16 protein-coding genes and 1 pseudogene are annotated in these 13,122 nt (G+C 55.8%); 11 read left to right on the top strand and 6 right to left on the bottom strand.

What is annotated here, in order from left to right:
• Positions 1-41: 41 nt before the first annotated feature.
• From dctP to QC815_RS06740, 3 genes are all read right to left on the bottom strand, one after another.
• Positions 42-1,040: a TRAP transporter substrate-binding protein DctP gene (gene dctP / locus QC815_RS06750; RefSeq protein ID WP_309767644.1), complete on the bottom strand. Its 999-nt coding sequence runs from the start codon at positions 1,038-1,040 to the stop codon at positions 42-44.
• 71 nt (positions 1,041-1,111) lie between these two features.
• Complete coding sequence (locus QC815_RS06745) at positions 1,112-2,290, bottom strand: M20 aminoacylase family protein (RefSeq protein WP_309767641.1); 1,179 nt, start codon at positions 2,288-2,290, stop codon at positions 1,112-1,114.
• A gap of 16 nt (positions 2,291-2,306) precedes the next feature.
• Positions 2,307-3,599, bottom strand: a complete 1,293-nt coding sequence (locus tag QC815_RS06740) for a DUF3100 domain-containing protein (RefSeq protein ID WP_309767639.1) — start codon at positions 3,597-3,599, stop codon at positions 2,307-2,309.
• A 105-nt stretch (positions 3,600-3,704) separates the two neighbouring features.
• On the opposite strand from QC815_RS06740, the gene QC815_RS06735 reads away from it, so the two are divergent.
• Positions 3,705-4,115: a hypothetical protein gene (locus QC815_RS06735; RefSeq protein WP_309767827.1), complete on the top strand. Its 411-nt coding sequence runs from the start codon at positions 3,705-3,707 to the stop codon at positions 4,113-4,115.
• Between the two features lie 13 nt (positions 4,116-4,128).
• Here QC815_RS06735 and QC815_RS06730 read toward each other — a convergent pair.
• A pseudogene (locus QC815_RS06730) lies at positions 4,129-4,449 on the bottom strand (MerR family DNA-binding protein); the annotation flags it as partial.
• A gap of 163 nt (positions 4,450-4,612) precedes the next feature.
• On the opposite strand from QC815_RS06730, the gene QC815_RS06725 reads away from it, so the two are divergent.
• From QC815_RS06725 to QC815_RS06700, 7 genes are all read left to right on the top strand, one after another.
• Positions 4,613-4,846, top strand: a complete 234-nt coding sequence (locus QC815_RS06725) for a hypothetical protein (protein ID WP_230447947.1) — start codon at positions 4,613-4,615, stop codon at positions 4,844-4,846.
• Entirely contained in the window at positions 4,833-5,096 is a 264-nt protein-coding gene (locus QC815_RS17360; protein ID WP_422828548.1) for a type II toxin-antitoxin system RelE family toxin, read from the top strand. Before QC815_RS06725 ends, QC815_RS17360 begins: the two co-directional genes overlap by 14 nt.
• An 87-nt stretch (positions 5,097-5,183) precedes the next feature.
• Entirely contained in the window at positions 5,184-5,627 is a 444-nt protein-coding gene (locus QC815_RS06720; protein WP_230447948.1) for a tetratricopeptide repeat protein, read from the top strand.
• Positions 5,617-6,087, top strand: coding sequence for a YehS family protein (locus QC815_RS06715; RefSeq protein ID WP_230447949.1), 471 nt, complete (start codon positions 5,617-5,619; stop codon positions 6,085-6,087). The genes QC815_RS06720 and QC815_RS06715 overlap by 11 nt, the downstream gene beginning before the upstream one ends.
• Positions 6,088-6,315: 228 nt before the next feature.
• Positions 6,316-6,864: a nucleotidyltransferase family protein gene (locus QC815_RS06710; RefSeq protein ID WP_230447950.1), complete on the top strand. Its 549-nt coding sequence runs from the start codon at positions 6,316-6,318 to the stop codon at positions 6,862-6,864.
• A gap of 96 nt (positions 6,865-6,960) precedes the next feature.
• Positions 6,961-7,407 carry a GNAT family N-acetyltransferase gene (locus tag QC815_RS06705; protein ID WP_309767636.1) on the top strand — a complete coding sequence of 149 codons (447 nt, stop codon included), beginning with the start codon at positions 6,961-6,963 and terminating at the stop codon, positions 7,405-7,407.
• A 60-nt stretch (positions 7,408-7,467) separates the two neighbouring features.
• Positions 7,468-7,938 (top strand): RidA family protein, encoded by a 471-nt coding sequence (locus tag QC815_RS06700; RefSeq protein ID WP_230447952.1) that lies wholly within the window; start codon positions 7,468-7,470, stop codon positions 7,936-7,938.
• A 187-nt stretch (positions 7,939-8,125) separates the two neighbouring features.
• Here the strand turns inward: QC815_RS06700 and QC815_RS06695 are convergent, their stop codons facing one another.
• Together QC815_RS06695 and QC815_RS06690 are read right to left on the bottom strand one after the other, a co-directional pair.
• Complete coding sequence (locus QC815_RS06695) at positions 8,126-9,064, bottom strand: GlxA family transcriptional regulator (RefSeq protein WP_309767825.1); 939 nt, start codon at positions 9,062-9,064, stop codon at positions 8,126-8,128.
• A 49-nt stretch (positions 9,065-9,113) separates the two neighbouring features.
• Positions 9,114-9,680 carry an isochorismatase family protein gene (locus QC815_RS06690; RefSeq protein WP_309767634.1) on the bottom strand — a complete coding sequence of 189 codons (567 nt, stop codon included), beginning with the start codon at positions 9,678-9,680 and terminating at the stop codon, positions 9,114-9,116.
• A gap of 244 nt (positions 9,681-9,924) precedes the next feature.
• On the opposite strand from QC815_RS06690, the gene QC815_RS06685 reads away from it, so the two are divergent.
• The 3 genes from QC815_RS06685 to QC815_RS06675 all read left to right on the top strand — a co-directional run bounded on the left by QC815_RS06685 (position 9,925) and on the right by QC815_RS06675 (position 13,120).
• The gene (locus QC815_RS06685) at positions 9,925-10,866 is read left to right on the top strand and encodes an alpha/beta fold hydrolase (protein ID WP_309767631.1); all 942 of its coding nucleotides are present in this window, start codon (positions 9,925-9,927) and stop codon (positions 10,864-10,866) included.
• Positions 10,867-11,001: 135 nt separating this feature from the next.
• Positions 11,002-11,418, top strand: a complete 417-nt coding sequence (locus QC815_RS06680; RefSeq protein WP_230447956.1) for a DUF4019 domain-containing protein — start codon at positions 11,002-11,004, stop codon at positions 11,416-11,418.
• A gap of 316 nt (positions 11,419-11,734) precedes the next feature.
• The gene (locus tag QC815_RS06675) at positions 11,735-13,120 is read left to right on the top strand and encodes an NfeD family protein (protein WP_230447957.1); all 1,386 of its coding nucleotides are present in this window, start codon (positions 11,735-11,737) and stop codon (positions 13,118-13,120) included.
• Positions 13,121-13,122: the final 2 nt, after the last annotated feature.

Genomic DNA, 13,122 nt, shown 5'->3' with positions numbered 1-13,122 from the left:
ACGGCGGTGGGCGCTAGGCCCACCGCTTGGGAAGAGGCTGTTCAGGGCGTGGCGGCCGTTGCTTCACGCACGGTATCGATGAGTTCCTTGCCCACTTGCTCTTCCATCCAGGGCCATACCTCGTCGCGAGCCAGCGCTTCGGCTTGAGCCATTTCTTCTTCGCTCAGTTCGACGATCTCGACGCCGGCTTCGCGAATCTGCGACTTGAAGTTTTCGCTGGTGTCCTGCGCCTGCCCCCATGCGACGCTCAGGGCTTCATCGCGGGCCGTCAGGATGGCCTGCTGCTGCGCTTCGGAAAGACCTTCCCACCATTGTTGATTGACCACCCAGGCACCCTGTTCGAACGAGTCGTTGGTGAGGATGTAAGAGGACAGCACGTCGCGCATCTGCCATATCTCGACGGGGGTCGCGTAGGCGCGGCCGTCCACGGTGCCGAGTTGAAGTGCGGTATAGAGCTCGGAGTAGGGCATCGGTACGGGCGAAAAACCGAAGGTCTTGAATTGCTCGACGCCAATGGCCACCGGAGCGACCCGTAACTTGATCCCTTTGCCATCCGACGGGAAGTTCGTGGGGACTCGCTCGTCGCCTTTGCGCATGGCCAGTCCGTAGAAATCCACCGGAATGATCCCCAGCAATTTCATGCCCAGGTCCGCGTAGATGTCTTCGTACACTGGGAACAGGCTGCCGTCGATGCTGATGGCGGCTTCAGCGCTATCCCAGTCCTTGAAGGCGTAGGGCAGAAGGGTGATGTCGAGGCGCTTGTCGAGGTCGGATGCGGCATAGGTCATCGACATGGGGAGCACGCCTTGCGATACCTGCTCGAAGAGCGATGTCCAGTCGCCCAGATCGCCACCCGGGTGGTATTCAACCTTCAGGCCGGAGTCCTCGGGCAGTGCCTCCATGAACGCTTCGGCGGTGGTGTGCATGATATGGTCTTCTGGCATCGGCGTGGCCAGGATGATGCTTTCCTGCGCGTGGGCGGCGACGCTTAGTCCCATGCCGATGGCGGCGGTCAGAATGTTGAGGCGAAGTGATGTCATGATCGTTTCTCTTTGTTGGTCTTGAGTGGATGATCGGGTATGTGGCAGTCCGGCACAGGGGACTGCAGGCTTCACGTTTCCTGCTCGCTGGAAAGCAGGCTTCTGACCAGTTGTGCCCAGTACTCGACACCAATGGGTGTCAAGCGGTCATCGAAGTCGTAATGCGGGTTGTGCAAGGCAGGACTGTCCTCGCCGTTGCCCAGCCAGATATAGGCGCCGGGACGCTCGTTCAGCATGAAGGCGAAATCCTCCGACGCCATGCTGGGTGGCTGGTCGCGATGCACCCGAGTGATCTCGGGCATGGCCTCGAGCACGGTAGCGCAGCGTTGGGCGTGCTCGGGGGTATTGAAGGTGGCCGGGTAACGCGGCTGATAGTCGAGGTCGGCCTCCAGGCCGTGGAAGCGCGCCTGGGCTTCCACGGCGTCGCGGAAGCGTTGCGCGAGGCGTTGGCGCAGCATCTCGTCGAAGCAGCGCAGGGTGCCGCGCAGCTCCACGCCTTCGGGGATGACGTTGAAGGCATCGCCAGCGTGGAACTGGGTGACGCTGAGCACTGCCGTCTGGTGGGCGGGTGTTTCACGGCTGATCAGCCCCTGCAACTGATTGACCAGCTGGCAGGCAGCGAGGATGGTGTCGCAGCCTAGGTGGGGCATGGCTGCGTGGCAGCCATTGCCCTTGAGCTTGAGGGTGAATACGTCGAAGGCGGCCATCACGGCGCTGTTGTGCACCGCGGCCTCGCCAACTGGCAGCCCCGGCCAGTTGTGCACGCCGTAGACCGCTTCCATGGGGAAGCGCTCGAACAGCCCCTCCTCGACCATCACCCGACCGCCGCCTTCGCTCTCCTCGGCAGGCTGGAAGATGAAGTGCACCCGGCCCGCGAAGTCTGGCTCGGCGGCGAGGCGGCAGGCGGCACCGAGCAGCATGGTAGTGTGGCCGTCGTGGCCGCACGCATGCATCTTGCCGGGCACGCGCGAGGCGTACCCGATGTCGTTGAGCTCGGTGACATCCAGGGCATCGATGTCGGCGCGCAGGCCGATGCTCGGTCCGTCGCCCAGTCGACCCTGGAGAGTGGCGATGATACCGGTGCCGCCGCCCAGACCACTTACGAAGGGGAGGCCAGCCTGGTCGAGGATCTCGGCGATCCGCTGTGCGGTGCGATGCTCTTCGAAGGCCGTCTCCGGATGGCGGTGGAAGTCCTGCCGCCATTGGCGAAGGGTGGCGTCGTCGATTGTCAGACAGTCTAAATGGTTCATGATCGTCCTTTGCGGGTTACAGCAGCAGGTCGGCAATGATGGCCGAGGACACGAAGGTGCCGGTGAACACCAGCAGAGCGATGATCACCAGCTTCCAGCCGGCCTGACGGAACATCGCCAGTTCCCGCTTGGTGAGCGCCAGACCGGCGTAGGCGAGCACGGGCGTGACGATGGCCAGGAAGTTCACCGAGCCGAGTTGCTCGACCAGCCAGGCGCTGCCCGGTACCCAAGGCAGGGTGGCCACGATGCTGACTAACGAGACCCAGGCCACGCCCGGCAGGTAGAAGGGGGCGTGGCGGGTGATCGCCAGGCCGACCATGGTCATGACGTAGAGGATCAGCATGCCCGGCAGCGCGGCGATAAGGCCGTCGCCGTTGATGGTGTTGGCGACCCAGGCCACGCCGCAGGCGGCCGCGACGACGATGGCGCTCTTGCCCAGGTTGCGCTCGGGGCGCTCTTCCTCAGGCACTTCGGATGCTGCTGAGTCGGCGATCTGGGCGCCCACGGGCTTGGCCTCGCGTTTGCCGGAGAGTGTCGTGTAGAGCTTCTCGGCAACCGGCAGTGCCACGAACAGCGACAGGTAGAGGCCGGTGGCGTAGGTCATCAGGTTGCTGGCGCCGGCGAAGGCCAGCAACTCGTCCTTCATTTCGGGGATAGAGCCAGCGATTGCCGCCGAGCAGGCGGCTACCATGCTGCCGCTACCGACGCCGCAGGCCATGGCCAGGGCACGCGGGTCGAGGATGTCCAGCGAGGTCAGGTAGCCCGCCATCAGCGCGAACCACAGGGTGCCGAACATTGTGCCGACCACGTAGGTACCCATCACGCCGATGCCTTCTGGCCCCTTGAGGCCGTACTTGTCGGAGATCACCGCGATGTTGGGTTCACGGGCGATGGAGTAGGTGGCGCCGATGGCTTCGCGCCCCATCTTGAAGACCAGCACGGCAATCGGCAGGGCGATCAGCATGGTGCCCAGGTTGCCCAGTTCCTGAAGGATCAGCGCCGGGCCGGCATCGATCAGATCCTGAATGGCGGGGCCGATGGTGGAGCCGAAGCGGGCGATGAACGGCATGATCGACAGCAGGATCAGTGGGCCCGCAGCCTGGCTCACGTGGTCGGGAATGACGCGCCCCGCTACGCGGGTGACGTTGGGATTCACGAGCACACCGATGATGAAGGCGTAGAAAAGGGGAAGCAGCAGCAGCGTGCCGGGCCCCATAGGAACACGAAGAATGCCAATGGCTTCGGAGATCAAAGAGATGAAAATGACGAGCGCGTGAAGGCGCCAGTCCAGTAGCTTCGAAAGGGGCATGCGTCATCCTTCCTGGTCGGTTTGTGGTTGTTGATCTGCTATGGACTTGCCGCTTGAGTATTGTCACCTTTAGTGTGCTAATGAAAGGTTGTATGTGTGCAGTTAATTAGATCGCCTGTCATCCAAGAAGAAATATCCGGCTGTGGTATCGCATCATGCGCAGTGCTAGCGGGTATTACCTATGCTCAGGCGAAAGAAACAGCAAACGCCATGGGTATCCATGCCGAAGACACAGCGCTTTGGTCAGACACCGAGTACGTGCGTAAACTTTTACGTGCGCTCGATATAAAGGCTTCTCCTGCGGAGACGCCTTTCGATACCTGGGAGAGCTTGCCAGACAAGGCGCTGTTGGCGATCAAATGGCGCATGGAGCAGGGCAGGCCTTTCTGGCATTGGGTGGTGTTTGTTAGGAGTGCGCAGGATGCCGTGGTGCTGGATTCCAAAAAAGCCTTGAAAACGAATACACGTCGTGACTTTGGACGCATCAAGCCCAAGTGGTTCATCCGTATAGATTGAGGCTTGATGGTGATTATTCAGGGTTGCTATTAAGGGTTACGAGCTTGTGTTGGGCTCTCGCTTTTTGCTCTACCTGATCCAGAAGCACCGGGCCGCTACCCAATTCAGCCAGTATGTCGTCTGGGTTGTAGAGCGGGCAACGGGGCTTGCTCAGGCAGTCACAGCCGATGCAGCCCGCCAGGTTATCGCGCAGCTTCTGTAGATAAGCAATCCTGCCATCCAGCATCTGCTGCCAGTTTTTTGAAAGCTGCCGCCAGTCTTCAACTGTCGGCGTGCGGTTATTGGGCAGTAATTCAAAGACCTGCTTTATCTCTTCCAGGCTGACGCCGACTTTCTGCGCGGCTTTGCTTTAGCAAGCACGTAATACAAGTGCTGGCGCCGATAGGAGCTCAACGATGAAGGTGTGTGCTGCTCAACTTCAACCCATTACTGGTATTTTTGACGCTATGACGCTGTGACGTCATAATGTCAAGACGTTACCTCATTCGGAGATTGCCATGAGCGATACATCTAAGCGTTCTACGATTTATTTTGATCCGCAGTTACATGCTGCGCTGCGCCTGAAGGCCGCGCATACGCATCGTTCACTGTCGGATATCGTCAACGATGCTGTTCGTGCGGCATTGGCTGAGGATCAGGAAGATTTGGCGGCATTTGAGGAACGAGTTTCCGAGCCCACCATGAGCTATGAAGCCTTGCTGGACGATTTGAAGGCTCATGGCAAGTTATAAGCTGGTATTCAAAAAATCTGTCTCAAAGGATTTTCGGTCAATCCCCAATAAGGATGTTGCCCGTATTATGCAGCGTATAGAGGAACTGCCGTATAATACTCGTCCCATTGACAGTGAAAAGCTTTCAGGGCAAGAACGTTACCGGGTTCGGCAAGGGGTATACCGCATCATATATGAAGTGGTAGATGAATTGCTTGTCGTCACGGTTGTGAAGGTGGGGCACCGAAAACATGTCTATAAGCAAAGCTAACGAGGCCCTGCAATAACGTTGCACTTGGGGCTTGAGACCGCCAATCGTTAATTCCATTAAATTGATTTTATCAAAAGGTCATCAATAATGATCAACACCAAGATATACAAGGCGGTTTACGAACTGGCGGAAAAGCTGATGAAGGCTGCCGCCAAGGATGACAGAGAAACATTTGATGCGCTATATGCCGAGTTGCGGGCAATCTGCGTTGATAACGAGAGCACCGATAAAGACCACCCGGAACAATGGGAAACCCTGGCGGACTTTACCGAAGAGCTGGAAGACGCGCTGGCGGGCTACGAAAAGGCCCTGGAAAAAGCCAACGTCATTGATTCCAACGACCATCGGGCTTCCATTGGTTTTTCCATGGCGATGTTGCAAGCTGAGGCAGGCCAGACCGACGCGGCTATCGCCAGTTTGCGACAGGCAGAAATCAGTGCGCAGGGCATTGAAGATGACGAGCTGAAAGCCGACATCGATGAACTTCTTGAAAAACTAACTACCGGCCAGGAACCCAATTTTGACCAATAACGATATTTTTCGCCGCATCCGCTACACCTTTGATTTAAAAGATAACACCATCGTGGATATCTTCGCGCTGGCAGAAGTGCCCGTTACCCAGCCGCAGGTGACGGCCTGGCTGAAAAAGGATGACGACGATGCCTTTGTCACGATGAAGAACAAGGAGCTGGCGGCGTTCTTGAACGGGTTTATCAGCTTCAAGCGTGGCAAGCGCGAAGGCCCGCAACCCGCGCCGGAAGCGCAACTGAACAACAACATGGTCTTCCAGAAGCTACGCATTGCGCTGAACATGAAAGCGGACGATATTCTGGAGGTCTTTGCGCTGGTCGGACTACCGTTGAGCCACCACGAACTCAGCGCCTTTTTCCGCAAGCCAAGCCACAAGAATTACCGTGAGTGCAAGGATCAGATGCTGCGCAATTTCTTGCTTGGCGTTCAGCGTCAGTTGCGGCCAAACCAAGACGTTTAAAACGTGACGTAAATTCAGACGCTTTCTGCGCTTGAATCGCGGTGTTTATGGCTTCATGTCGGGCGCTCGGAAGACGTGAAACCCTTTGACTTGGATGATTTGCCAGTTAGCGACGGTATCAATTTTGGAGCTGATCTGTAACAGGAGGGGTAGAGAACTACCACGCCCATATTTGGTTGGTTCTCGCCGTGTAGCAGCTCAAAATAGGCGCATTAGTAAGGTACTGAGATGGAACATGATGCCCTGATCAAAGAATGGCTGACGAATGATTCTGCCCGTATGGAGGCGCTGAAAATAGCGGCTGGGCAGAGGCTGCCAGGGTGGTGTCTCGCTGCTGGATTCGTTAGAAACTTGGTTTGGGACAAGTTACATGGTTTTGAGACGAAGACGGCTCTTAACGACATCGATTTAATTTACTTCAACCCTGACGATATAAGCGATTCCCGCGATAATCGGATTGAGCAAAACTTAAGAGAAGTCTCAACGTTTCCCTGGTCGGTAAAGAACCAGGCAAGAATGCACGAGAGAAATAGGGACTGTCCGTATACTTCCACTGCAGATGCCATAAGTTACTGGGTCGAGGTCGAAACTGCCGTAGGTGCTGCTTTGGATGATGGTGGAGACGTTATCCTTGTGGCTCCCTTTGGTATTAAGCCTCTGTTTGACTATACCATTACATTAAACCCCAAGCGGCCAAAACCAACGGATTTTAGCGCTCGCATATTGGGCAAGCGGTGGCTGCAAGCATGGCCTAGATTGGTTGTAAAGGGCTTGTAGATGATTGTTGCGTCTACAGAGTTAGCTGGCTCTGAATCGAGATAAACATATTACTATGTCGTTAAAATTTATTGAAAGTTAATAAGGGGTTAAGCAATGGAAATTGCTAGAGTGAATAACGAAAATATCAACGATCTGTATGACTTGAATATCAAGCTTGCTGAATCCGAAAGTCAAAAGCACCTCTTTACTGCTGATAGACAAAGTTATGCTGACGCTTTTTTAGCACCTACACCTGCTTGTTTTGCATTGCTGGCTTATCAAGGCAATCAGCCAATTGGCTTCTATATATATAATTTTAAGTTTGCGAGTTACGTTGGATCCCGTGTTCTTTATATTGAGGATCTGTATTTTATCGATGGTTTTGATGGCGATGAAAATAAAAGTATATTACTACAGCATGCTCTAAAGGTGTCACGGTCTGAGAATTGCTGTAGAACGGAGATGCGTGTTCTTAAAGAGTTCAATATTGGCTATGATCTTATCAGTAGCTTTGGTTTCAGTGAGATCAAGAAATGGAGTGTTTATCGCCTAGATCTTTAATAAATCAATACCAGTGCACGTTGTCACAAAATTATTAACAGAATATACGTGGAGCCAGTAATGAAATCAACGGTGGAAGAGCGCATTCGTTCGTTGGGGTTGGAACTCCCCGTCGTTACCACGCCAAGGGGCAATTTTCTTTCTTATGCCATTTCGGACAACATGCTCTATCTGTCAGGTAAGGGCGCTCCGTTGCGAGAAGAGGGCGTTGCTGTCCCAAAAGTTGGGCAGGACGTCACTGTCGAGCAGGCTCGGATGTACGCTCAAGAGGTTGGCCTGTATCTCCTTGCGCTCGTTCAAGAGGCGCTGGGTGACTTTGATCGGGTTCAGCGTGTCGTGAAGGTGTTTGGTATGGTCAATGCTGATCCAAATTTCACCTCTCACACTGAGGTCATCAACGGTTGTTCCGACCTATTTGTTACCGTTCTTGGTGAGCGCGGTGAACATGCACGTTCTGCCATTGGGGTAGGCTCATTGCCGAAGGGGTTTGCGGTGGAAATTGAAGCCATCGTTGAGTTTTCAGACGCTTGACCACAGCATCGCCACGCTTAATCTTTCCCATGAGCTGCACTGATCTTTGGTTGCTACTTTTTAACCAACATCGAGATTCAGGAAAGGCAGGCCGTTCATGACGGACATTGCGTTCGGGGTATCTTTTCCTATCAAATCAACACCATGTGATGATGCGATGGTGCAATAACGCTGAATAAATCATGAATCAAGATATCTGGGAGCGCCGCCATACGCTAGGCGGCGCTTTTTCCTGGCGAGCCCAGATGCGCCGTAGTTGCCGCTCATCACCGAATCCAGACGCTTCCGCGATGCGCGCAAGCGTCCATGTCGTTTCGGTCATTAATGCCTTGGCTCGCTGCAGGCGTAACCCCGTGATGTAGTCGCCCACCGGCATGCCGGTGAGACGTTTGAACTGACGCCGGAAATGGCGTTCGCTCATGGCGGCTTTAGCCGCCAGCGTTTCGATAGGCCACCTTTGAGAGGGCGCGGCGCAGATGGCATCTTGAACGCGATGCAGCCGTTCATCCACATGATTACGCCCCTCAAGCCAGGCGCCCAACTGAGGCTCCTGGCCGCTGCGGCGAAGATACAGCACCATTTCCCGCGCTACCGCCAAGGCCAGTGAATGGCCGCAAGCACGGGTTAGCCAGTAGAGCATGGTATCGATCCCTGTTGAGATCCCAGCGCTGGTTAAATAGCGCCCGTCCTCGGTAAAGATACAATCACGTTGTACCTCTGCTTGTGGGGCTTTGGCTTGTAGCTGCTCGATTAGCGTGTGGTGGGTGGTACAGCGCCGCCCCTCCAAGAGGCCAGCATCCGCCAGTAATAGCGTGCCGGAGCAAACAGTCATCAGCGTATCCGCATGGTGGGCATTCGCCTTGAGCCAAGTGACGCACTCCTGTTGCGCTAATGGCTCAAGACTATTGCGATACTGCCCTGGAATCAGCAGTAAATCTTGAGGGGAGAGCTGTTCAGGTAATGGGTCAATGCCGCTAAGGGTGAGCGGCCCTAACCACTGTATGGCCGCAGTGGGGCCGATATAGTGAACCTGAACGTCTATCGAGAGCCGATCTGCGCACTGCAAAACCTGTAGCGGGCCAATCAGGTCAAGTGGCACCTGGCCGGGCATCATCAGTATCGCCACCCGTAAAGTGGTGGCTCTAGAGGATGGCGCTTGGCTATGTGGTCGCTCTTCACTCACGCGTATTTTGCCATTCGTTGATCATGTCGTGTGTACTGATAATACGTGCAAAGCGGCCTTCAAGAACCAGCTCGGTGCGTGCCTTGATATCATCGGCCGACCAGGTGATGCCGTGGCGCGTCATGGGGAAGGTCAGGGTAGCATCGCTGATAAAGTCGACGCTAAACCCTAAATCTGATGCCATCCGGGCGGTGGTTTCGCAGCACTGCTCGGTACGAATGCCGCTAATGGCAAGCCGTTCAATGCCGTGCTCCCGTAACCAGTCCCCAAGCGAGGTATCGGTGAAGGCATTATGGGCACGTTTATGATACGTGACTGCTACGTCATCGTTAAAATCATCAAGCGGACGAATAAGGCCATAATCCGGGTCAAAAGGCCCTTGGCTGCCGGGTTCTTCATGCAGAATGCGGATAACGGGAATGTTGTGTGCCTGAGCTGCATTTAGCACGGCCCTTTGCCTAGGGCGCCAGTCATGAGCAAGGTCTTCATCCCAGTAATTTCGGGCGGGGAAAGAGGCCTGTACATCAATTAATAGCAATGCAGTTTTAGAGTGGGTCATGGCTAATCTCATCGTGTTGAAGTGAGGTGATAGATTAGCTGCTACGTATCCTGCCAACGATGCGTTGTCCGGTCACAAAGGGGGTAGATTCGGCCATTTATAGAGAGTGTTATCTCGCTAACACCACCATCATGGGGCGTTGTCGTGACATGTTCTCATTGCGGATTCTGCTACGCTCAAAACACGCTGGATGACTGCATGAAAGTGGCAGCGAGCTTGGATGTGACGGCTGTGGGAGGAGTAAGTGAGACAACGCATGGTGATCGCCATCATGGGAGCGTTGCTGGCGATGTCGACAGGTGCAAACGCGAACAGCCTTGATTTTGAAGCGCTGGTCTCTGTGCAAGAATCACGCCCGCTGCCCGCGCTGCAAACGTATGAAGCGCGGGACGGAACAGCGCTTGCGTATCGCCACTATCCAAGTGACGCCCATACCGCGTTGATCCTCGTGCATGGCTCTGGAACCGACAGCAGGTACCTGGCAACGCTCGCCCATGAGTTAGCCGCGGCAGGCGCTGCCAGTGTCTATACGCCGGATGTTCGCGGGCATGGTCCTTCGCCGGTGCGCCGAGGCGATATCGACTATATTGGGCAGCTTGAAGATGACCTGGCGGACCTTATTGCCCATATAAAAGACACCAACACCGATGTCTCAAGGGTGGTCGTTGGTGGTCATTCATCCGGGGGCGGGCTCGCGGTGCGCTTTGCCGGTGGGCAGCATGGGCACCTTGCCTCGGCGTATCTGCTGCTGGCGCCTTACCTTGGCCACGATGCGCCCACTGTTCGGGATAATTCCGGTGGTTGGGCCGAGCCAAGTGTCGCCAGGATTGTGGCGATCTCCATGCTCAACGCGATTGGCATCACGCATTTCAACGGGGCGGATGTATTGCGGTTCAACTTGCCGTCTGAATACCGCGATGGCTCAGAGACGCTCGCCTATTCATATCGGCTGATGACCGGTTTTAGTCCGGCTGATTTTCGTCAGGCGCTGGGCTCAGTGCAGGTGCCTGTTCTGGTGGTCACCGGAGCTGAGGATGAGGCGTTTTATGCGGATCAATTCGAACCCGTGCTACGTCCGCTTGTGCCCCATGCGGACATCACCACGGTGGAAGGCGAATCGCACCTGGGGCTAGTGGTCAGTGAAGAGGGCATCGCGACCGTTCGCCAGTGGCTGCAGGGGTTGTAGTGGGTAACAACAAGCGTGGGCGCTGCAAAGATATTGGCTGATCTCTCAAATCCCCTAAAGAAACCTCGCCGGTTTCCGATAACTCTTTATATCGGACGACGTTGTTCGACCGTCCCCATGTATCGAGAGTCAGTCATGCCCAAAATACTCAGTTGCATCATCACGGCCGTACTGCTGTCTTTCAGTACGCATGTAATGGCCCATACTGCCAATGAGGCGGAGGCCGCTGCGCTTGCCTGGTTGAAAGCGATCGATAACGGTAATTATGAACAAGCCTGGGAGACCTCATCGCCGATCTTAAAAGCGCCGCTTTCACAAGGTATGTTGGCGCGCACCATTGAGCTTGTACGCCGGGACTTTGGCGAAGTGGCCTCGCGCAAGCGCGTTCGTACCAGCCACCAGACGTCCATGCCGGGTGCGCCGAGCGGCGACTATATCGTCTTCACCTTCCAAACCGGCTTCGAGAACAGCGGACGTCGGCTCGAGACCGTTACCCCCCACCTTGAAAACGGCACCTGGCGGGTGAGCAGCTATTACGTGGAAACGCCCTGATTTACCAGCTACCAGCGCTGCATGCCTGGCGAATCAGCGTGCCCAGGTTTATTTCCCGATAGGGATAAAAATGCCAGGTTGGCGCTAAATCGAGTCAATTTTTCCCGCTAAGGAAGTTTACGCTTCGCCTCATTACCCAACCCACCATAAGTGCTATGTTGAAAGTATATTGATGTGGCGATATTACTTGTTCATAAAATATACGGGGTGTAAGTTTTGTATATGATGATTCCGGTGGTGGACGTGCTTATATGATGGCTGCTGACCCAGGCAGCTAGGCAATGGTTTCAGGACGCGAGGCACGGGGAGAGCTGACATGCGAAGCCTTTCTTACAAATCCCCTTGGCTGTGGTTATCGCTGGCAGGTTTGTTGATGCTGGCGCTGTCGTTCGCCTGGCAGGCCACGGCACAGACCTCTTCGCGTAACGCCCTGGTCATGAACATTGAAGGGGCCATTGGCCCCGCCACCAAGGATTATCTTGAGCGCGGCCTGCGCAAGGCCCGTGAGCAGAACAGCGAGGTGATTGTCGTTGAGCTGGATACGCCGGGCGGCCTGGTCGACACGACCCGCGACATGATCCGTGAAATGCTGAATGCCGACATTCCCGTGGCTATGTATGTCTCCCCCAGTGGCGCTCGAGCGGCCAGTGCGGGCACTTATCTGCTGTATGGCAGCCATGTCGCCGCCATGGCGCCGGCAACCCATCTGGGGTCTGCCACGCCGGTGCAGATGGGCGGTTCCGGCTTTCCCGGCAGCGCTGATGAAGCGGATGACAACGCCGAAGGCCAATCGGAAGGCGAGAGTGAAAGCGAGTCTGGAAGCGAGAGCAGCGCCATGGAGCGCAAGGTCATGGAAGACGCGGTGAGCTTTATCCGCAGCCTGGCCGAGCGTCACGACCGGAACGCCGATTGGGCCGAAGCGGCGGTGCGCGAGGCGGTCAACCTCACCGCCAATGAGGCACTGGAGCAGAACGTCATCGACGTGATTGCGCAGGATCTGAACGATTTACTTTCACAAATAGACGGTACGACGGTGGTCATGGAAGGTGGTGATCGGACGCTTGAGACAGCCGACCTCGCCATCGAGCGCTTTGATCCGGATTGGCGCACAGAGCTGCTTTCGCTGATTACCAACCCCAATATTGCCTACTTCCTGCTGATCATCGGCTTTTACGGGCTGATCTTCGAGCTTTCGAGCCCTGGCAGCCTGTTCCCTGGCACCATCGGGGTTATTTCGCTGTTGTTGGCTCTCTTTGCCTTTCAGATGCTGCCGATCAATTATGCGGGCCTGGCGCTTATCATCGTGGGATTGGCGCTGATGGTGGGCGAGGCGTTAATGCCCAGCTTTGGTGTACTGGGAGTGGGCGGGATTATTGCCTTTGTGCTGGGGTCGGTCATGCTGATGGATGCCGAGTACCTGGCCATTTCGTTGCCATTGATTGGCGGCGTGGCGCTGGTATCCGGCGGACTGATGTTGTGGACCTTGACGCGTTTTGCAACGCTGCGCCGACGCCCGGCACATACGGGTATCGAGCAGATGATAGGTGCCAGTGCCGTTGCCCTGGAAGATTTTGAAACCAACGGCCACGTCTGGCTGCACAGCGAGCGTTGGAATGCGGTAAGCGATGCTCCCGTCAAGCAGGGTGACGCACTGAAGGTCGTGCGTCTTGAAGGCTTGACGGTCTATGTCTCACATCCCTAGCG

Source organism: Vreelandella gomseomensis, from assembly GCF_031451645.1.
Classification (GTDB): domain Bacteria; phylum Pseudomonadota; class Gammaproteobacteria; order Pseudomonadales; family Halomonadaceae; genus Vreelandella; species Vreelandella gomseomensis.
This window is presented reverse-complemented; position numbering and strand designations above follow the sequence as displayed.

Excerpts from the sequence above, each read along its gene's own strand:
- QC815_RS17360 (WP_422828548.1), top strand. The coding sequence starts at position 4,833 with ATGGCAAGTTATAAGCTGGTATTCAAAAAATCTGTCTCAAAGGATTTT.
- QC815_RS06725 (WP_230447947.1), top strand. The coding sequence starts at position 4,613 with ATGAGCGATACATCTAAGCGTTCTACGATTTATTTTGATCCGCAGTTA.
- QC815_RS06680 (WP_230447956.1), top strand. The coding sequence starts at position 11,002 with ATGCCCAAAATACTCAGTTGCATCATCACGGCCGTACTGCTGTCTTTC.
- QC815_RS06690 (WP_309767634.1), bottom strand. The coding sequence starts at position 9,680 with ATGACCCACTCTAAAACTGCATTGCTATTAATTGATGTACAGGCCTCT.
- QC815_RS06675 (WP_230447957.1), top strand. The coding sequence starts at position 11,735 with ATGCGAAGCCTTTCTTACAAATCCCCTTGGCTGTGGTTATCGCTGGCA.
- dctP (WP_309767644.1), bottom strand. The coding sequence starts at position 1,040 with ATGACATCACTTCGCCTCAACATTCTGACCGCCGCCATCGGCATGGGA.
- QC815_RS06705 (WP_309767636.1), top strand. The coding sequence starts at position 6,961 with ATGGAAATTGCTAGAGTGAATAACGAAAATATCAACGATCTGTATGAC.
- QC815_RS06720 (WP_230447948.1), top strand. The coding sequence starts at position 5,184 with ATGATCAACACCAAGATATACAAGGCGGTTTACGAACTGGCGGAAAAG.
- QC815_RS06745 (WP_309767641.1), bottom strand. The coding sequence starts at position 2,290 with ATGAACCATTTAGACTGTCTGACAATCGACGACGCCACCCTTCGCCAA.
- QC815_RS06700 (WP_230447952.1), top strand. The coding sequence starts at position 7,468 with ATGAAATCAACGGTGGAAGAGCGCATTCGTTCGTTGGGGTTGGAACTC.
- QC815_RS06710 (WP_230447950.1), top strand. The coding sequence starts at position 6,316 with ATGGAACATGATGCCCTGATCAAAGAATGGCTGACGAATGATTCTGCC.
- QC815_RS06740 (WP_309767639.1), bottom strand. The coding sequence starts at position 3,599 with ATGCCCCTTTCGAAGCTACTGGACTGGCGCCTTCACGCGCTCGTCATT.